Genomic DNA, 17,509 nt, shown 5'->3' on the forward strand with positions numbered 1-17,509 from the left:
GCTATATGGAGCCGAGGACGCCGCATGGCGCAAGCCCCGGCTCATTTCACGGCATTCTTCGACCACCAGACATCCGGGAAACCAAGGCTGTAATAGGGCAGCTCCGCCGGACGGGCGAGGTGGTTCCAATAGGCGACCTGTTGGGATTTCGAATAGAACATCGGCACCAGATAGTGATGGGCGAGCAGGACGCGGTCGAGCGCATGGGTCGTCGCCACGAGCTCCGCACGGTTCGGTGCGAAGATGATGCGGCGGATCAGTTCATCGACCGCGGGATCGGCGATGCCGGCATAGTTTTTCGAGCCCTGCTGGTCGACGGAGGCAGAGCCCCAGTAGTCGCTCTGCTCGTTGCCCGGCACCAGCGTCTGGGCCCAGATCCCGTAGATCATGTCATAGTCGAAGGCACGCACGCGGTTGGTGTATTGCGAGGCGTCCACCGTGCGGATACGGGCGTCGATGCCGATGTCGTTGAGGCTCTTGACGTAGGGCAGGACCGTGCGTTCCTGCGAGGGGTTGGAGAGCAGGATCTCGATGCCGAACGGCTCGCCCGTCTTGATGTTCGTCATCTTCCGGTTCTTGAGCTCGTAACCCGCCTCCTTGAAGAGCGTCATGGCCTTGCGCAGGTTCTCGCGCGTTTTCTTCGGGTCGCCGGCGACGGGATTGGTGTAGGGCGTGGTGAAGACGGAAGCGGGTACCTTGTCCTTCAGTTCTTCGAGGATCTCCTTTTCGCGCCCTTCCGGCAGGCCGGAGGAGGCAAGCTCGGTGCCCCAAAAGTAGCTGTCGATGCGGTTGAGCCTGCCGAAGGAGAGATTGCGGTTGAGCGTCTCGAAATCATAGGCGTAGTTCAGCGCCTCGCGCACACGCTGGTCCTTGAACCGTTCCCGGCGCAGGTTCGGCACGTAGGCCTGCATGATGCCGACGGCGCGCAGCGGATTTTCGATCTCCTCGCGCACGATGCGGCCATCCTTCACGGCTGGAAAATCATAGGCCGTCATCCAGTGGCTGGAGCTGTTGTCGCGATAGAAGTCGACATTGCCGGCGCGAAAGGCCTCGAACTCTACATTCCGGTCGCCGAAGAACGTATAGCTGATCACGCCGAAATTGTTCTGGCCGACATTCACGTTGAGGTCCTTGGCCCAATAGTCGTCGCGCAGTTCGAAGCGGATCGAGCCGCCTGCCTGGAAGGATGCGATCCTGTAGGGGCCCGAGCCCATGACAGGCTCCAGCGTCGTGCGGCTGATGTCGCGCTTGTAGCCCTTGGGATCGGTTCCTTCCCACCAGTGCTTCGGCACGATCGGGAACTGGCCGAGAATGTTGGGGAGCTCCTTGTTGTTCTTCTCGTCGAAGCGGAAGGTGACATCGCGCTCGCCGGTCTTTTCCGCGGAAACCACATGGCGGTAGTAGTTGGAAAGAAGCGGATTGTGTTCCTTCGACTTGTCGAAGGAGAAGATCACGTCCTCGGGCGTTACCGGCTGGCCATCGGCCCACTTCGCCTCCGGGCGCAGGCGGAAGGTGGTGTAGGCGATGTCGTCAGGATAGGAGACCGCCTCGGCGAGCAGGCCGTAGGAGGCGGTGATCTCGTCGTCGGCGGATTTCAGCAACGTGTCGAAGACGAGGGAGGTGACGCCTGTCGCAGCCTCGCCCTTCGAGAGAACGGGATTGAAGGTGTCGAATGTGCCGGTTTCGGACATTTTCAGCTCGCCGCCCTTCGGCGCATCCGGATTGACATAGTCGAAGCGTTCAAAGCCGTTCGGACGCTTCAATTCGCCGATCGTCGAGATACCCGTGCGCCAGACGGGCTCCTTTGCCTCCTGGGCCCTTGCACCGGTCGCGGCCGCCAGCGACAGGGCGATGGCGATGGTGAACACGATTTTCCCGGAGGCTGCCTGCATGCCAAAATCCCTTTCGTTTCGTTTGCCGAAGCGTGAACCAGAGAATAGGCAAAATCCGGGCAAATGACAGGCCTGCCATGAAAGCGGCGGTTTTTGGCGTGCCTATTCCGGGCAACGATTCACTTCCGCGAAAGGATGATCCTTTAACCTTTCGTCAGCGATTGCGATTTTCAGACCGGACGATGCCTGTGCATTCCATGCTTTCCCGATTGACCACCTGCTTCCTCGCCGCCGGCCTTGCGCTGACCGCGCTTGCCGGGCCGCTTGCCGCCGAGGAGCGGCCGGCCAAGGAACTGTTCGGCGCAAAGCGCCTGCCGGCCAAGATGGCGGCGAGCCCCTATGGTTCCTATGCCAAGGGCTGCATCGCCGGTGCGGTGGCGATCCCGACGGACGGCCCGTCCTGGCAGGCCATGCGCCTGTCGCGCAACCGGCGCTGGGGTCATCCCGACATGATTGCGCTCATCGAGCAGTTTTCGCAGGATGCGCAGAAGCTCGGCTGGCCGGGACTGCTGCTTGGCGATATCTCCCAGCCGCGCGGCGGGCCGATGCTGTCGGGCCATGCCTCCCACCAGGTTGGGCTGGATGCCGACATCTGGTTCACGCCCATGCCGGACCAACGGCTTTCGGCCGAAGAGCGTGAAAAGCTGCCCTTCACCTCCATGCTCGACAAGAGCAAGTTCCTGACGGTCGATTCGCGTCGCTGGACCTCGACCCATGCCCGCCTCGTCATGAAGGCGGCAAGCTACCCGCAGGTCGATCGCGTCTTCGTCAACCCGGCCATCAAGAAGAAGCTGTGCGAGACCTGGCAGGGCGATCGTTCCCTGCTCGGCAAGGTGCGGCCGATCTACGGCCATGACGAGCACTTCCATATCCGCATCAAATGCCCGGAAGGCGCGGCCGGCTGCAAGCCGCAGGCGCGCGTTCCGGCCGGCGATGGCTGCGACCAGTCGCTCGCCTGGTGGTTCACCAAGGAGCCGTGGGCAAAGCCGACGCCGAAGAAGGACGCCAAGCCCGTCAAGCCACGCTATGTCAAGCTCTCCGACCTGCCGAATGCCTGCAGCACGGTGCTGGCCAGCGCTTCACCGACCTCCGAGCAGGAGGTGACCTATCGAGGCAATGGCGGCGTTTCCTCCACCGCACTCGCCTTCTCCGGCGGTGGCGAGAGTGCCGGCCGCACGATCGAATCGGTGATCGCCGCCGACACGATGCTTCCGGCCATCGTGCCGATCCCGATCCCGCGGCCGCTTCAGTAAGGTGCCGGCAGGCGGATGAGGGGCGTGTCTGGTCGGGGCTTTTCAACCCGCTGCCGCTTTTGTATAAGGCGTTCAAATCGATTTAAAATCGCAGGGAACGCCCATGTCGCGCCAGAAATGCATCGCGCTCATCGCGCATGACGAAAAGAAGGACGACATGGCAGCCTTTGCGCTGCAGAACGAGAGGGTGCTGGCGCAGGCGAAAATCGTCGCGACTGGTACGACGGGCGGCAGGGTGCTGGAGGCTTGCCCGGGTCTCGACGTCACCCGTCTCAAGAGCGGCCCGCTCGGCGGCGATCAGCAGATCGGTGCGCTGATCGCGACGAGCGAGGTCGATCTGCTCATCTTCTTCGTCGATCCATTGACCCCCATGCCGCACGACGTCGATGTCAAGGCGCTGATGCGGCTCGCCATCGTCTACGACATTCCGATGGCGCTGAACCGTGCGACGGCGGAACATCTGCTCGACTTTGCCGCCGTTTGACGGCACGTTCACCGGAAACGACCTCCACGCGAAATGAACGGGACAGCCTGATGGTGCGGCCGAACGATACCGAAACGAACTTCCCCTTTCCCATCCTGATCGGGGATATCGGCGGCACCAATGCGCGTTTTGCGTTGCTGGTCGATGCCTTCGCCGAGCCGAAGCAGTTTCCGATCGTCCAGACGGCCAATTTCAAGAATATCGACGACGCGCTCCAGCAATGCATCCTCGACACGAGTTCGGTGCAGCCGCGTTCGGCCATTCTGGCGCTTGCCGGCCCCATCGAGGGCGACGAAGTGCCGCTGACCAATTGCCCCTGGGTGGTGCGCCCGCACGACATGATCGCCAATCTCGGTTTCGACGACGTACTGCTCGTCAACGATTTCGAGGCGCAGGCGCTTGCCATCGCCTCGCTCGGTGAGGGGGACCGCGAGAAGATCGGCCCCGGCGTCGAGCGGCAGGCCGCCTCACGCGCCGTACTCGGTCCCGGCACGGGGCTCGGCGTTGCCGGGCTCGTCTATGCGCGCCACAGCTGGATCCCGGTGCCGGGAGAGGGCGGCCATGTCGATGTCGGCCCGCGCAGCGAGCGCGACCACCAGATCTGGCCCTTTCTCGAGCCCATCGAAGGCCGCATTTCCGCCGAGCAGCTCCTGTGCGGCCGCGGCATCATGAACATCTACCGCGCCGTCTCGGCGGCCGACGGCGTCGATGCTCCGCTCGAAACCCCGGCGGACGTCACGTCCAGGGCGCTGGCGCAGGAGGATCGCGCGGCGATCGAGACCGTCTCGCTGTTTTCCACCTATCTCGGCCGCGTCGCCGGTGACATGGCGATGATCTTCATGGCCAAGGGCGGCGTGTTCCTTGCCGGCGGCATCTCGCAGAAGATCCTACCGGCGCTGCGTGGACCGGAGTTCCGCGCCGCTTTCGAGGACAAGGCGCCGCACAGCGCGCTTCTGAAGACGATCCCGACCTATGTGGTCACCCATCCGGTCGCAGCCCTTGCCGGTCTTGCCGCCTTTGCGCGCATGCCCGACCGCTTTGGTGTTGCAACCGAGGGACGCCACTGGAAAAGGTGAAGCCTCCGCCGGCGCTTCGCTGCGCCGCGGACTCGCCAAAGAGGGACCGAGCCCCTATAGAGCGGGTCCAGCGCGGCACATCCTCCCGGTGCCGCAGGATCGTGCAGGAAAGTCAGTTTATTGGCCGATAAGAGTCGAACCGAGCGCCCACACGTCAGCTCCGACACCGTCGCCACCGTGCTCAAGCGCATCATCGCCGAAAACGGCCGCGAGCACGTCCGCGGCTATGTCCTGGCCATCCTCTGCCTCGCCATCGTCGCCGGTACGACGGGCTTTACCGCCTGGATCATGGAATCGGTGGTCAACGAGGCCTTCGCGAACAAGCGCGCCGACCTCGTCGCCCTCATCTGCGGCTCGATCTTCATCGCCTTCGTGCTGCGCGGCTTTGCCACCTACTACCAGGCCGTCATCCTGTCGAAGATCGGCAACAATATCGTCGCCCGCTACCAGCGGCGGCTCTACTCGCACCTGATGGCGCTGAGCGTCGGCTATTTCAACGAATCGCGTTCGGCCTATCTCGCCGCCCAGATCAGCCAGAACGTTACCGGCATCCGCGACGTCCTGAACATGACGGTGACCTCGGTCGCGCGTGATTTCCTGACGCTCGTCGCCCTCATCGGCGTGATGATCTCCAAGGACTGGCTGCTGACGCTGATCGTCTTCGTCGTCGCCCCGCCGCTCCTGATCGGCCTGCGCTACGTTTCCAGGCGCCTGCGCAGTGCCACGCGCGAATCCGTCGAGCTCAACAGCCATGTGCTCGGCGCCATGCAGGAGACGATCCAGGGCATCGCCATCGTCAAGGCCTTCACCATGGAGGCGCAGCTGAAGACCAAGGTCGAGGGCATCATCGAGAGAGCCGAAAGCCGCTCCAACCGCATCGCGCGGCTGACCGAGCGCACCGCGCCGATGACCGAAACCTTTGCGGGTGCAGCGATTGCCGGCGTGCTCGCCTATGCGGCCTACCGCTCGATCTACGGCGGCGTGCTGCCGGGCGCCTTCTTCTCCTTCGTCACGGCGCTGCTGATGGCCTACGACCCGGCAAAGCGCCTCGCCCGCCTGCAGGTCTCGCTGGAGCGCGCGGTCGTCAATGCGCGCATGATCTACGAGGTGCTCGACCTGAAGCCTCGGCAGGCCGACCGGCCGGATGCAAAGCCGCTCGCCGTTTCCAATGCCACGATCACCTTCCGGGGCGTGCGTTTCGGCTATTCGGAAAACGAGGCGATCCTCAAGGATGTCAGCTTCACCGCCGAGGGTGGCCGCACGACGGCGCTCGTTGGGCCGTCGGGCGCCGGCAAGTCGACGGTCATCAACCTCATTCCGCGCTTCTACGATCCGGAAGTGGGTGAGATCCTCATCGACGGGCAGGACATCGCCCATGTGACGAAACAGTCGCTGCGCAACGCCATCGCCTATGTCTCGCAGCAGCCCTATCTCTTCGAGGGCACGATCCGCGACAATATCCGCTATGGCCGCCCCGATGCGACGGATGCGGAGATCGAGGAGGCGGCGCGCCATGCCTATGCGCATGACTTCATCCTCGCCCAGCCACTCGGCTATGATACGCCCGTCGGCGAGAACGGCGTGACGTTGTCCGGCGGCCAGCGCCAGCGGCTGTCGATCGCCCGCGCGCTGGTGCGGGGTGCACCGATTCTCCTGCTCGACGAGGCGACCTCGGCGCTCGATACGGAATCCGAGCAGGCCGTGCAGAAGGCGCTCGACGAGGCGATGAGCGGACGTACCGTCGTCGTCATCGCGCACCGGCTCTCCACCGTCGTGCGGGCGGACAAGATCATCGTGATGCAGGCCGGCACGGTTGCCGAAGAGGGCACGCATGAGGCGCTTGCGAGCCGGGAGAACGGCCTCTACGCTCGTCTCAACAGCCTCCAGGCGCCCGCCGCCGGCAGCACGGGCAAATAGGTGGCTCTACGGCGGGCGACCGTGCGGAAAGACAGGAAACCGGAGTGCGCCGGCACTCCGCAGAAGGGACGGAACGGGACATGAGCGGCAACGCAATGAAGCTGGTCGTCGTGGGGGCTGCGGGCCGCATGGGCCAGACGCTGATCCGCACGATCCATGCGATCGAGGGGGCCGAGGTCTTTGCGGCGGTCGAGCGCGAAGGCTCGCCCTTCGTCGGCCGTGATGCGGGGGAACTGGCCGGCCTCGGGCCGATCGGCGTTCCCGTCACCGACAAGCCGCTTGAAGCCTTCGTCGCGGCAGAGGGCGTTCTGGATTTCACGGCGCCCGCCGCAACGATCGAATTTGCCGGCCTCGCCGCTCAGGCGCGTATCGTGCATGTCGTCGGCACGACCGGTTGCTCGCCGGCCGACGACGAGAAGATCAAGGCCGCCGCTCGCCACGCCCGCATTGTCAAGTCGGGCAATATGAGCCTCGGCGTCAACCTGCTCGGCGTGCTCACCGAAACGGCTGCACGAGCGCTCGGCCCTGCCGACTGGGACATCGAGGTGCTGGAAATGCACCACAAGCACAAGGTCGATGCGCCCTCGGGCACCGCGCTGCTGCTCGGCGATGCCGCCGCCAAGGGACGCGGCATCGCGCTTGCCGACCATTCGGTGCGCGTGCGCGATGGCCACACCGGCCCGCGCCTCGCCGGCTCGATCGGCTTCGCCACGCTCCGCGGCGGCTCGGTCATCGGCGAGCATTCGGTGATGCTGGCCGGCGAGGGCGAGATCGTGACCCTGTCGCACAGCGCGACGGACCGCTCGATCTTCGCACGCGGCGCCGTGCAGGCGGCGCTCTGGGCGCGTGACAGGAAGCCCGGCCTCTATTCCATGCTCGACGTGCTCGGGCTCAACTGATCCTTTCTTTCGTTTTCGCATCGTTCCGGACGCCGGTATCCACGTTTCGAAGCGTTGCTAACCCTCAGGAGACAGACATATGAGCGGAACCCTCGTCCTCGTTCGCCACGGCCAGAGCGAATGGAACCTGAAGAACCTCTTCACCGGCTGGCGCGATCCGGACCTGACGGCACTTGGCATCGAGGAAGCCAAGGCCGGCGGCAAGGCGATTGCCGAGACGGGCATCAAGTTCGATATCGCGTTCACGTCCGATCTTACCCGCGCCCAGAAGACGCTGTCGCTCATCCTCGACGAGATCGGCCAGCAGGGTCTGGAAACGATTCGCGACCAGGCGCTGAACGAGCGCGACTATGGCGACCTGTCCGGCCTCAACAAGGACGATGCGCGCGAAAAATGGGGTGAGGAGCAGGTGCATATCTGGCGCCGTTCCTATGACGTGCCGCCGCCGGGCGGCGAGAGCCTGCGCGACACCGGCGCCCGCGTCTGGCCTTACTATCTCACGGAAATCCTGCCCCGCGTGCTGCGCGGTGAAAAGGTGCTCGTCGCCGCGCACGGCAATTCGCTGCGTTCGCTGGTGATGGTGCTCGACAAGCTTTCCAAGGAAGAGATCCTGAAGCTCAACCTCGCCACCGGTGTGCCGATGGTCTACGTGCTGAACGCGGATTCGACGGTGAAGTCGAAGGACGTTCTCGGAGACATGTCCGGCGCGCATTGAGCGCTAACCTAAGCGGGTGTGGCCCAAGCCCCTCATCCGTCTACCGGCACCTTCTCCCCGCAAGCGGGGAGAAGGTCGCGGCAGCGGGATGAGGGGCAGTCGCCCCGCCATTCAGGCCTTGCCCGATTCCCAGCCGAGCATTGCGCGCTTGCGCGTCAGGCCCCAGTGGTAGCCCGTCAGCGCCCCGCTCTTGCCAAGTGCCCGGTGGCAGGGCACGACGAAGGAGATGGGGTTGCGGCCGACGGCGGCGCCGACGGCGCGTGAGGCGGTCGGCTGGCCGAGCTTTTCGGCGATCGACGAATAGGTGACGGCGCAGCCCATCGGGATGCGCAGCAGGGCTTCCCAGACGCGCACCTGGAAATCCGAGCCGATCAGCACGACGCGGAGCGGCGCCTTGGGATCCCAGCGCTTCGGATCGAAGATGCGTTCCGCATAGGCGGCGGTCGCTTCGCAATCTTCCACATAGTGCGCATTCGGCCAGCGCGAGGACATGTCCTCGAAAGCGTCCATGCCGTCGGCCTCGTCGGTGAAGGCAAGGCCGGCGAGGCCGCGATCGGTGATCATGACGAGCGCTCCGCCGAAGGGCGAGGCGTGCAGGCCGTAGCGGATTGTCAGACCAGCGCCGCGCGCCTTCCATTCGCCCGGCGACATCGCCTCATGCGTGACGAAGAGGTCGTGCAGGCGGCCGGGGCCGGAAAGACCGACCTCGAAACTCGTCTCCAGCAGCGGAAGCTCCTCCTGGCGGAGCAGTCGCTTGGCATGGTCGAGCGTCACCGCTTGCAGGAAGGCCTTTGGCGAAAGGCCGGCCCAGCGGGTAAAGGTCTTCTGCAGCTGCGTCGGCGACTGGTCGAGCCGGCCGGCGATCTCCTCGAGGCCCGGCTGTTCGCGGTAATCCTCGGTAATGAGCTCGATGACCCGGCGCACGGTCGAATAGTCGTCGCCCTCGGGCGTGATGTCGGTCTGCAGGCTTGCGGCAATGTTCATCGTTCTTCTCCTGTATCGCCAGAAAAGCACGCCCTTGGCGTGCCCGCCACCCGATTCCTGCGACCAGACGACTGGAGTGAAGACATGCGGGCGGTTTGCGCCTGCAACCGGTTGGAACGTTATGGTCAGTAGCCGCGCTTGACGCGGGCGAGCGCGCCGGAAAAGGCCGAGGCAAAACGCTCGCGGTCGTCGAGCGGCAGGAAGGTGCCGACGTCCGTCTCGCGGCCGTTGCCGCGCACATGCATCGCGGTGATGCCGATCTTCGCCTTGCGCGAGACGAGGAAGCGCGCCCAGAGCGGATTGAAGGCATGTTCGGTCTCGCGGCCTGACGGGTTTATCTTGCGGATCGAGATGTTGGTGCGCGAGAGCGAGACCACTTCGCGGGCCTTCGCCGCCCGGTTGTTCAGCCAGAAGGCGCCGAAGAGCACGAGAAAGTCGAGGCCGAAGAACAGGACAACCGGCCAGGCGCCGGAGATCATGAAAACGGCCATGTGGGCGAAGCTGAGTGCGCCGGCGATGATGAAGAAGATGCGGTGACCGTTGCGCCCGAGCGACCGGTAGGGGTGCAGTTCGGCGGAAAAGACCGGCAGGTCGTTCATCGTGAGGTCGGCGTTGCCTTGCGTCATGGGGCATGACTATAAGCAAGTCGCGCGGAACTGTGTAGCGGTTTTGCCGGACGGCATGCGTCCTGCGGGAGCACCATGGAAAACGGAACGATCAAGAAGAAAGCAGCGCCGCGGCGCAAGACGCCGGCCCGGCCGAAGAGCCTCTATTCGCAGGATGAGCTGAAGGAGATCTTTCGCCGCTTCTCCATCCAGCGGCCGGAGCCGAAGGGTGAGCTGGAGCACGTCAATCCCTTCACGCTGGTCGTTGCCGTGGCGCTGTCCGCCCAGGCGACGGATGCCGGCGTGAACAAGGCGACGCGCGCGCTCTTCAAGGTCGCCGACACGCCGGAAAAGATGCTGGCGCTCGGCGAGGAAAAGGTCCGCGACTACATCAAGACGATCGGGCTCTATCGCAACAAGGCGAAGAACGTCATCGCCCTCAGCCAGATGCTTGTCGACCGGTTTGGCAGCGAGGTTCCGCGCACCCGCGAGGAGCTGATCATGTTGCCCGGCGTCGGGCGCAAGACGGCGAACGTGGTGCTGTCCATGGCGTTCGGCCAGGCGACGATGGCGGTCGATACGCATATCTTCCGCATCGCCAATCGCCTTCGACTGGCCCCGGGAAAAACACCCGACGAGGTGGAGGACAAGCTGATCCGCCTCATTCCGGACGAGTATCTCTACCACGCGCATCACTGGCTGATCCTGCACGGGCGATACTGTTGCAAGGCGCGCAAGCCGGAATGCGAGCACTGCGTGATTGCAGATCTCTGTCGCTCGCCGGAAAAGACCTGCGACGTGCCGGCGCCCCTCGTGGAGCTGCCGCCGCAGCTCTTCGGCCCTACGCCGTGAGCCCGTCCAGCAGGCTGGCGATCGCCGCCTCATAGGTTTTCCGGTCGGCGCCCGTCTCGATGGCGATCGCCGCCCGGTCGAAGGCGGCGGAGATGAGGTCGGTCAGGGCCTGAAGCCTTGCTGCATCCACATCCTTGCCGAGCAGGTCGGAAAGCCCGACCCTCAATGTGCTCTCCGCATTGTCCCTGTCGATCGCGCCGGTGCTTTCGAAGCCGAGTACGGCGGGGGCCTCGAGCAGCAGAAGGCGCGTGCGGCCGGGCTCCGCCATGGCGTCGAAATAGGCGGTCGCGCCTGATAGCAGCGCGTCGCGCGGCGAGCCGGAGGGTAGCGAGACCCTTTCGATATGAGCGGCAACTGCCTCCGCTTCCCGCTCCAGCGTCGCGCGGAGCAGGGCCTTCTTGTCCTCGAAATGGTGGTAGAGCGCGCCGCGCGTCACTCCGGCCTCCGCCACGATGTCGGGCGTTGCCGTCTCCGCATAACCCTTCTCCACGAAAAGCCGCCGGGCTGCTTCGATCAGCGCCAGGCGCGTCGCCTCGGTGCGTTCTTTGTTGCTGCGCGCCATTTTTTCTCCTTTACATGCAAACAGAATGTATGTTAATTGACGGAAACATACAGATTGTATGTTTAATTAGACGGCGAATCCAGTGAAATCCATAAGGCGGTTGGCCGTCGCGACACGAAAAACGGAACCAGGAGAAGCCCGATGAAAACGATCAGTTACTATCCGGTGATCATGACCAACGACGTCGCCGGCACGGCCGCCTTCTATGAAAAGCACTTCCGCTTCGAAGCCCTCTTCGACAGTGGCTGGTATGTCCACCTCCAGTCGCGCGAGGATGAGAAGGTTACGCTTGCGGTACTCGACGGCAGCCATGAGACGATCCCGGCCATCGGCCGCGGCAGGGTTTCCGGCATGCTGCTGAACTTCGAAGTGGAGGATGTCGATGCGGTCTATGCGGACCTGCGCGCCGCCGGGCTGCCCATCCTGCTCGATATTCGCGATGAGGATTTCGGCCAGCGCCACTTCATCACTGCCGATCCCAACGGCATGCTCATCGACGTGATCAAGCCGATCCCGCCGAAGGGCGATTATGTCGCGCTGTACGAGACGTCAGCCCTGCCGCAGTGAGAAGCCCGGATCCTTGCCGCTCAGCGCCTTGTGGAGATGCACCATGAGGCCGGCGGCAAAGAGGGGCGTCAGGAGATTGACGATCGGGATCGCCAGGAACGCGGCGATCAGGAGGCCGGCGATCAACACCGTCGAGGCGTGCTTGGCCCGGAACAGGCGCGCCTCTGCCGGTGTCCGGTGGCGCATGGCCGCGAATTCGAAGAACTCCCGGCCGAGCAGGTAGCCGTTGACCAGGAAGAAGGCGACGAGGTTGATGCCCGGGATGAACAGCAGGAAAAGCGCGAAAAGGTTGCCGAGGATGACGATGCCGAGGAACTTGATCGAGCCGGCAATCGCCTGGCCGAGCGGCAGTGCCTGCCCGGGCGGCTGTCCGGGATAGTCGCGTTTCTCGATCACCTCGGCGACGTCGTCGAGGAAGAAGCCGGCGATGATCGCCGTCACCGGCGCAAGCAGAAGGGCAAGGCCGAGCGCCAGGCCGATGCTGGCGAGGATGCCGAAGACGAAGGTGAGCCAGCCCGCCCATTCCGGCAGGTCGGGCATCATCATGCCCTGCAGAAAGGGCCAGGCGAAGGCGATGAAGGTTTCCCTGAGGCCGAACCACAGGACGATGAGCGCGAGCAGGGTGAGCCCGATGACTTTCCAGAAGACGCCCCGCGTCTCGGGAGCGAAGAGATTGGCAAGCGAAAGGCGGGCGGCGTCGAGGATCATCGAAAACTCCTGTTCGCCCCGCATGTAGGGTGTGGAAAAGCAGCCGGCAAGGCAGGAGGTCGGGTCCGTCCATTAAGCCTGCGTTAAACGACCGCTCCTAAACTTTTGCGCACCCGCACGAAGCCGTGCCGCCGAAGACTATCAGGGAACTGTCATGCGTAATGTCCGGATCAGCAGGCTCCTGCCCGCGCTCTTCGTCCTCATGGTCGTGCTGGGCGCCCTGCAAGGCGTCGTCGCTTTCCGCTCCCTTTCGGCGATGACCGGCCATATCGAGCGTATCGGCGCCGAGCGCATGCCCGAGATGAGCCGCATCCTCCAGCTCAGCCACGCCTTCTCCGAGCTCAACGCGACCTATTCCGAACACTTGCTCTCGATGGATCCCGACGAGATCGGCCGTATCGAGGCGCGCATCAAGGAGCGCGCCGATGCCTTTGCCGGCATGGTGGATAGTTATGGCGCGGCCAACAGCGGCGATGCGGCCGCCGTCGCGGAAATCGACGGCATCAAGGCGACCTTGAAAACCTATCTCGACGATGCGGCAAAGCTCATCCAGTTCTCGGCCATTGCCGCCAAGGGTCCGGCGCTGGAAGTCTACAAGGGGCCGATGCAGGCGAGCGCCGATGCGATCAGCGCTTCGTTGAACGACCTCGTCGCCAGCACCCAGAAGGTGACGGACGAGACGATCCTTTCGGCGCGCGGCGAGGAAGGCTCGGCCTTCGCACTCACCTGGGCTTCGCTTGTCATCTCCATGGGTCTTGCGCTTGCCGCGATCGTCCTCGTCAACCGCCGCGTCGTCAGACCGCTCAACGGTCTTGCCGGCGCAATGAAGAAGCTGGCGGCCGGTGACGCCGCCGTCACCATCCCGCATGCCGACCGCAGGGACGAGATCGGCGAGATGGCCGGCACCGTCGCCGTCTTCCGCGACAATGCGGCCGAGCGCCAGCGCCTCGAACGTCAGGGCGACGACGATCGTCGCCGCGCCGAGGGCGAGCGCCAGGCGCGTGAGGCAGAGCGCACCCGCGACAGCGGCCGTGTGCAGGAGGCCGTCGCCAGCCTTGCCGAAGCGCTCGGCAGGCTTGCGGGCGGCGACATGACCTGCCGTATCGAAAAACCCTTCGACGGCGATCTCGACCGGCTGCGCGAGGATTTCAACGCCTCCGTCTCGCGCCTCAGCGATGCGCTGCGCGAGGTCGGCGAGAATGCCCGCGCGATCGACGCCGGCGCCAGCCAGATCCGCGTCGCCGCTGACGATCTGTCGCGCCGCACCGAGCAGCAGGCTGCCTCCGTCGAGGAAACCGCCGCCGCGCTCGAAGAGATCACCACCACCGTGAAGGATTCCACCCGGCGGGCGGAGGAGGCGGGCCAGCTCGTCGCACGCACCCGCACGGGCGCTGAAAAATCCGGCGACATTGTGCGCCGCGCCGTTTCGGCCATGCAGGAGATCGAAAAGTCCTCCAGCGAGATCACCAGCATCATCGGTGTCATCGACGAGATCGCCTTCCAGACCAATCTCCTTGCCCTCAATGCGGGTGTGGAAGCGGCCCGGGCAGGCGAGGCGGGCAAGGGCTTTGCCGTCGTCGCGCAGGAAGTGCGTGAACTCGCCCAGCGCTCGGCCAAGGCCGCCAAGGAGATCAAGGCACTGATCACGACTTCGGGCGAGCAGGTGCGCTCCGGCGTCTCCCTCGTCGGCGATACGGGCCGCGCACTGCAGGCGATCGTCACCGAGGTGCAGGAGATCAACGGCCACGTCCAGGCGATCGTCGAGGCGGCGCGTGAACAGTCGTCCGGCCTTCAGGAGATCAATACCGCCGTCAATGCGATGGACCAGGGCACGCAGAAGAACGCCGCCATGGTGGAGGAGACGACCGCCGCAAGCCATGGCCTCGCCTCCGAGGTGCAGGCGCTCAACGCGCTGATCGGCCGTTTCAATGTCGGCGGCAGCGCCGCCGCCGGCCGCACCGTGCATGCCCCGCATCTGCATGTCGTGCCGTCGTCGACGCCGGCATCGCCCCCGGTTTCGCCGGCGGTGGCGTCCACCACGGCTCCGAAACTCGCCCGCAAGTCGCCCGGCCAATGGAACGTCAAGCCCGCCAACAGCGTATCCCGCCCCGTCACCTCTCCGGCCCTCGCGCTCAGCGAAAAGCTGGCAGGCGCCCTTGGCGTGCGGCAGGACAAGGGGAATGACGGGGACTGGGAAGAGTTTTGACGAAAACCGGGTGGTCGGCGGGGCGCTTCGACCCGGCAGGCTCTTTCGCGAGATAGATCATCCCTTCAGCAGAGCCGGCGCGGCGGCCGAACCTGTGTTCGGGCCTTGAGGCGCCATGCTCAGCCTCGCTGCTCCCGCAAGAACGTCATCAGAGATCGGCCGGCATCGAGGATGTGGGCGCGGGTGAGCCTCGAGGCGAGATCCGCATCACCCTGTTCGCAGGCGGCAAGGATCGCCTCGTGCTCGCGCCCGGCACGCGGCACCCCGTTGGTGAAGGTCAGCTGGGCACGCAGATACCGGTCGATGCGGTCGAGCGAGGAGCGCACGTTCTGCAGATAATACGGCCGGCGCGAAGCCTCATAGAGACTGTAGTGGAAGTTGCGGTTGACCTCGCCCCAGCGGTGCGGATCGGTCTCCCGGTCGAATTCGTTGCAGTAACGCCGTGCCTTTTCCAGCGTCTCCCGGTCGAGGTTGGGCACGGCGAGGCGGATGACCTCCGCCTCGATCAGTGCGCGGAACTCGAAGATCTCCTCGATCTCCTCGATCGAAAGGCCGGCCACGACGGCGCCCTTGTAGCGCTGGGTCGTGATGAGGCCGTGCTGCTCCAGCCGTGACAGGGCCTCGCGCACCGGGATGCGGCTGATGTTGAACATCTGCGCGATCTGGTCCTGCCGAAGGTTCTCGCCCTCGGCAAGGTCGCCCTCGATGATCGCCTTGCGCAGGGCCTCGTAGACGATGTCCGCCGCCGAAGCGGCCTGCCTGACATCGACGGCAGCAAATTTCATCACGTCGAACCCCGGTGGAATGAAGCGATCGGTCATAGGTCGAAACCAGAGGCGGGGCAACAGAACCCTGCTGGAGTGGCCCCATGAAAAACACGATTGTATATTGGATCCAATTTTTCTATGAAAGCGGAACTGTGTCGGCAAGGCAAGGCCGACCGCGCCGAAACAGCCTGAAATCGGAGAAAGAGCCATGCGCAGCAGCAAGGTCATCCACATCGTTTCCTGCCACGCCGAGGGCGAGGTGGGCGACGTCATCGTCGGGGGCGTCGCCCCGCCGCCCGGCAAGACGCTGTGGGAGCAGCGCAAGTTCATCGCCGAGGACAAGGCCCTGCGCAATTTCGTGCTGAACGAGCCGCGCGGCGGCGTGTTCCGCCACATCAACCTGCTCGTGCCGCCGAAGGATCCGCGCGCCACGATGGGCTTCATCATCATGGAGCCGGAGGACACACCGCCGATGTCCGGCTCCAATTCGATCTGCGTCTCCACCGTGCTGCTCGACAGCGGCATCGTGCCGATGGTCGAACCCGAAACCCACATGGTGCTGGAAGCGCCGGGCGGGCTGGTGAATGTCGTCGCCGCGTGCCGCAACGGCAAGGCCGAGCGCATCACCGTCACCAACGTCCCCTCCTTCGCCGACAAGCTGGATGCGAAGCTTGAAGTGGAGGGCCTCGGCACGCTCACCGTCGACACTGCCTATGGCGGCGACAGCTTCGTCCTCACCGATGCGCGCGCGCTTGGTTTCGCCGTGACACCGGACGAGGCGCGCGAGCTGGCGGAGACCGGTATCCGCATCACCAAGGCGGCCAACGAGCAGCTCGGCTTCACCCATCCCGAAAACCCGGAATGGAGCCACATCTCCTTCTGCCAGCTGACGCTGCCGGTGGAAGAGCGCGACGGAGCGCTGCATGGCCGCAACACGGTCGTCATCCAGCCGGCCAAGCTCGACCGCTCGCCGACCGGCACCGGCTGCTCGGCCCGCATGGCCGTGCTGCATGCCCGCGGCCAGATCAAGGTCGGCCAGAGCTTTTCCGGCTATTCGATCCTCGATTCGCGCTTCGACTGCCGTATCGTCGGCGAAACCACGGTCGGTGGCCGTCCGGCCATCGTGCCGGAAATCTCCGGCCGCGCCTGGGTCACCGGCACCAGCCAGGTCATGCTCGATCCGGATGATCCGTGGCCGGCGGGTTACCGCCTTGCCGACACCTGGCCGCGCAAGCAGTAACGCGGTCAGTCTTCAGTGATGATCCGGGTCGTGCCGACCCAGAGCTCACGCGCCGGGCCCTTGCCTATGTTGCGGGCCCGGTGCGGCAGTTTCGAGGGGAAGTGCAGCGTGTCGCCGGCCTTCAGGTGATAGTCCTTGCCGTCCACCTCGTAGAGGATTTCACCCTCGATCAGGTAGATGAAGTCCTCGCCCTCATGGTTCGTCAGCTCGGAGACATAGCCTTCCGGAATCTGGGTGATGCAGCCGTTCAGCATGGCGCCGGGAAAGCCGCGTTCGAGCAGTTCATAGACCCGGTCCTTCGTCGCCACATTGTAGCCGGGCCGCTCGCCGGCATGGGAGACCATCGAGTGCTCATGCCGCGGCGGCTGCGACAGGAAGGTATCGACGCTGGTGCCGAGCGCGTTGGCAACGTTGTAGAGCGAGATCAGCGAGGGCGTGGAAAGCCCGCGTTCGATCTGGCTGATGAAGCCCTCCGTGAGGCCAGCCTCAAGCGCAACCTGCTTCATCGTCTTGCCGATCGCCTTGCGGCGCTGGCGCAGCATCCGGCCGAGGGCGGCGGGCGCGGGCATGTCGCTGCCGGTTCCTCCGGCGTCGCTGGCGGGCATCTTGTCGTCGTCGAGGGTCATCGTGGCTTTCCGCTTGACTTGCATCGCGTGATGGACTTTAGTTTGACTAAAGTCGGTTACGCAAGCTCGCGAGCCTATCGTGCCTGCCGCCGGTTTTTAAGGGGGATCAACACGAACGTCTGCGTTTTCATGCCGGAAAGGGCAAGCCCTGTCCGG

At 64.7% G+C, this 17,509-nt stretch carries 17 protein-coding genes; 10 read left to right on the forward strand and 7 right to left on the reverse strand.

The genetic code is table 11. The features are described 5' to 3' along the window. Window positions 1-41 precede the first annotated feature (41 nt). Complete coding sequence (locus K0P03_RS19200) at window positions 42-1,892, reverse strand: extracellular solute-binding protein (RefSeq protein ID WP_272790350.1); 1,851 nt, start codon at window positions 1,890-1,892, stop codon at window positions 42-44. A 182-nt stretch (window positions 1,893-2,074) separates the two neighbouring features. Here K0P03_RS19200 and mepA point away from each other — a divergent pair, with 182 nt between their 5' ends. From mepA to K0P03_RS19230, 6 genes are all read left to right on the forward strand, one after another. After that, window positions 2,075-3,145 carry a penicillin-insensitive murein endopeptidase gene (gene mepA / locus K0P03_RS19205; RefSeq protein ID WP_443020564.1) on the forward strand — a complete coding sequence of 357 codons (1,071 nt, stop codon included), beginning with the start codon at window positions 2,075-2,077 and terminating at the stop codon, window positions 3,143-3,145. Window positions 3,146-3,248: 103 nt separating this feature from the next. Continuing rightward, entirely contained in the window at window positions 3,249-3,629 is a 381-nt protein-coding gene (locus tag K0P03_RS19210) for a methylglyoxal synthase (protein ID WP_023514161.1), read from the forward strand. Window positions 3,630-3,679: 50 nt separating this feature from the next. Then, a complete protein-coding gene (locus K0P03_RS19215; RefSeq protein WP_272790351.1) occupies window positions 3,680-4,705 on the forward strand; it encodes a glucokinase in 1,026 nt (341 codons plus the stop codon). Window positions 4,706-4,825: 120 nt separating this feature from the next. After that, window positions 4,826-6,622: an ABC transporter ATP-binding protein gene (locus tag K0P03_RS19220; protein ID WP_023514163.1), complete on the forward strand. Its 1,797-nt coding sequence runs from the start codon at window positions 4,826-4,828 to the stop codon at window positions 6,620-6,622. 80 nt (window positions 6,623-6,702) lie between these two features. Continuing rightward, window positions 6,703-7,521 carry a 4-hydroxy-tetrahydrodipicolinate reductase gene (gene dapB / locus K0P03_RS19225; RefSeq protein ID WP_272790352.1) on the forward strand — a complete coding sequence of 273 codons (819 nt, stop codon included), beginning with the start codon at window positions 6,703-6,705 and terminating at the stop codon, window positions 7,519-7,521. A gap of 79 nt (window positions 7,522-7,600) precedes the next feature. After that, on the forward strand, window positions 7,601-8,236 hold the full coding sequence (locus tag K0P03_RS19230) for a 2,3-bisphosphoglycerate-dependent phosphoglycerate mutase (RefSeq protein WP_023514165.1): 636 nt from the start codon (window positions 7,601-7,603) through the stop codon (window positions 8,234-8,236). Between the two features lie 111 nt (window positions 8,237-8,347). On the opposite strand, the gene K0P03_RS19235 is transcribed toward K0P03_RS19230, so the two are convergent. Together K0P03_RS19235 and K0P03_RS19240 are read right to left on the reverse strand one after the other, a co-directional pair. Continuing rightward, a complete protein-coding gene (locus K0P03_RS19235) occupies window positions 8,348-9,220 on the reverse strand; it encodes a methylated-DNA--[protein]-cysteine S-methyltransferase (protein ID WP_050742758.1) in 873 nt (290 codons plus the stop codon). Window positions 9,221-9,345: 125 nt separating this feature from the next. After that, the gene (locus K0P03_RS19240) at window positions 9,346-9,846 is read right to left on the reverse strand and encodes a DUF2244 domain-containing protein (RefSeq protein ID WP_272790353.1); all 501 of its coding nucleotides are present in this window, start codon (window positions 9,844-9,846) and stop codon (window positions 9,346-9,348) included. 75 nt (window positions 9,847-9,921) lie between these two features. Here K0P03_RS19240 and nth point away from each other — a divergent pair, with 75 nt between their 5' ends. Next, complete coding sequence (gene nth / locus K0P03_RS19245; RefSeq protein ID WP_023514168.1) at window positions 9,922-10,677, forward strand: endonuclease III; 756 nt, start codon at window positions 9,922-9,924, stop codon at window positions 10,675-10,677. Here the strand turns inward: nth and K0P03_RS19250 are convergent. Then, on the reverse strand, window positions 10,667-11,239 hold the full coding sequence (locus K0P03_RS19250; RefSeq protein WP_272790354.1) for a TetR/AcrR family transcriptional regulator: 573 nt from the start codon (window positions 11,237-11,239) through the stop codon (window positions 10,667-10,669). The two genes, nth and K0P03_RS19250, sit on opposite strands and share 11 nt — an antisense overlap. Before the next feature lie 141 nt (window positions 11,240-11,380). Here K0P03_RS19250 and K0P03_RS19255 point away from each other — a divergent pair, with 141 nt between their 5' ends. Further along, complete coding sequence (locus tag K0P03_RS19255) at window positions 11,381-11,806, forward strand: VOC family protein (protein ID WP_050742755.1); 426 nt, start codon at window positions 11,381-11,383, stop codon at window positions 11,804-11,806. Here K0P03_RS19255 and K0P03_RS19260 read toward each other — a convergent pair. Next, window positions 11,789-12,514 carry a sulfate transporter family protein gene (locus K0P03_RS19260; RefSeq protein WP_050742826.1) on the reverse strand — a complete coding sequence of 242 codons (726 nt, stop codon included), beginning with the start codon at window positions 12,512-12,514 and terminating at the stop codon, window positions 11,789-11,791. The two genes, K0P03_RS19255 and K0P03_RS19260, sit on opposite strands and share 18 nt — an antisense overlap. Before the next feature lie 154 nt (window positions 12,515-12,668). On the opposite strand from K0P03_RS19260, the gene K0P03_RS19265 reads away from it, so the two are divergent. After that, a complete protein-coding gene (locus K0P03_RS19265; RefSeq protein WP_272790355.1) occupies window positions 12,669-14,720 on the forward strand; it encodes a HAMP domain-containing methyl-accepting chemotaxis protein in 2,052 nt (683 codons plus the stop codon). Window positions 14,721-14,839: 119 nt separating this feature from the next. Here K0P03_RS19265 and K0P03_RS19270 read toward each other — a convergent pair whose 3' ends face one another. Further along, a complete protein-coding gene (locus tag K0P03_RS19270) occupies window positions 14,840-15,541 on the reverse strand; it encodes a GntR family transcriptional regulator (protein ID WP_272790356.1) in 702 nt (233 codons plus the stop codon). A gap of 154 nt (window positions 15,542-15,695) precedes the next feature. Between K0P03_RS19270 and K0P03_RS19275 the strand changes: the two genes are divergently transcribed. Beyond that, on the forward strand, window positions 15,696-16,727 hold the full coding sequence (locus K0P03_RS19275; RefSeq protein ID WP_130517973.1) for a trans-3-hydroxy-L-proline dehydratase: 1,032 nt from the start codon (window positions 15,696-15,698) through the stop codon (window positions 16,725-16,727). Window positions 16,728-16,732: 5 nt separating this feature from the next. Here the strand turns inward: K0P03_RS19275 and K0P03_RS19280 are convergent, their stop codons facing one another. Beyond that, window positions 16,733-17,353, reverse strand: coding sequence for a cupin domain-containing protein (locus tag K0P03_RS19280; protein ID WP_023513075.1), 621 nt, complete (start codon window positions 17,351-17,353; stop codon window positions 16,733-16,735). Between the last annotated feature and the right edge of the window lie 156 nt (window positions 17,354-17,509).

Source organism: Shinella sp. HY16 (genome assembly GCF_028534175.1).
Lineage (GTDB): Bacteria > Pseudomonadota > Alphaproteobacteria > Rhizobiales > Rhizobiaceae > Shinella.

What these genes read in the sequence shown, in the direction of transcription:
- K0P03_RS19200 (WP_272790350.1), bottom strand. Translation starts at nt 1,892, where the DNA reads ATGCAGGCAGCCTCCGGGAAAATCGTGTTCACCATCGCCATCGCCCTG.
- mepA (WP_443020564.1), top strand. Translation starts at nt 2,075, where the DNA reads ATGCCTGTGCATTCCATGCTTTCCCGATTGACCACCTGCTTCCTCGCC.
- K0P03_RS19210 (WP_023514161.1), top strand. Translation starts at nt 3,249, where the DNA reads ATGTCGCGCCAGAAATGCATCGCGCTCATCGCGCATGACGAAAAGAAG.
- K0P03_RS19215 (WP_272790351.1), top strand. Translation starts at nt 3,680, where the DNA reads ATGGTGCGGCCGAACGATACCGAAACGAACTTCCCCTTTCCCATCCTG.
- dapB (WP_272790352.1), top strand. Translation starts at nt 6,703, where the DNA reads ATGAGCGGCAACGCAATGAAGCTGGTCGTCGTGGGGGCTGCGGGCCGC.
- K0P03_RS19230 (WP_023514165.1), top strand. Translation starts at nt 7,601, where the DNA reads ATGAGCGGAACCCTCGTCCTCGTTCGCCACGGCCAGAGCGAATGGAAC.
- K0P03_RS19235 (WP_050742758.1), bottom strand. Translation starts at nt 9,220, where the DNA reads ATGAACATTGCCGCAAGCCTGCAGACCGACATCACGCCCGAGGGCGAC.
- K0P03_RS19240 (WP_272790353.1), bottom strand. Translation starts at nt 9,846, where the DNA reads ATGACGCAAGGCAACGCCGACCTCACGATGAACGACCTGCCGGTCTTT.
- nth (WP_023514168.1), top strand. Translation starts at nt 9,922, where the DNA reads ATGGAAAACGGAACGATCAAGAAGAAAGCAGCGCCGCGGCGCAAGACG.
- K0P03_RS19250 (WP_272790354.1), bottom strand. Translation starts at nt 11,239, where the DNA reads ATGGCGCGCAGCAACAAAGAACGCACCGAGGCGACGCGCCTGGCGCTG.
- K0P03_RS19255 (WP_050742755.1), top strand. Translation starts at nt 11,381, where the DNA reads ATGAAAACGATCAGTTACTATCCGGTGATCATGACCAACGACGTCGCC.
- K0P03_RS19260 (WP_050742826.1), bottom strand. Translation starts at nt 12,514, where the DNA reads ATGATCCTCGACGCCGCCCGCCTTTCGCTTGCCAATCTCTTCGCTCCC.
- K0P03_RS19265 (WP_272790355.1), top strand. Translation starts at nt 12,669, where the DNA reads ATGCGTAATGTCCGGATCAGCAGGCTCCTGCCCGCGCTCTTCGTCCTC.
- K0P03_RS19270 (WP_272790356.1), bottom strand. Translation starts at nt 15,541, where the DNA reads ATGACCGATCGCTTCATTCCACCGGGGTTCGACGTGATGAAATTTGCT.
- K0P03_RS19275 (WP_130517973.1), top strand. Translation starts at nt 15,696, where the DNA reads ATGCGCAGCAGCAAGGTCATCCACATCGTTTCCTGCCACGCCGAGGGC.
- K0P03_RS19280 (WP_023513075.1), bottom strand. Translation starts at nt 17,353, where the DNA reads ATGACCCTCGACGACGACAAGATGCCCGCCAGCGACGCCGGAGGAACC.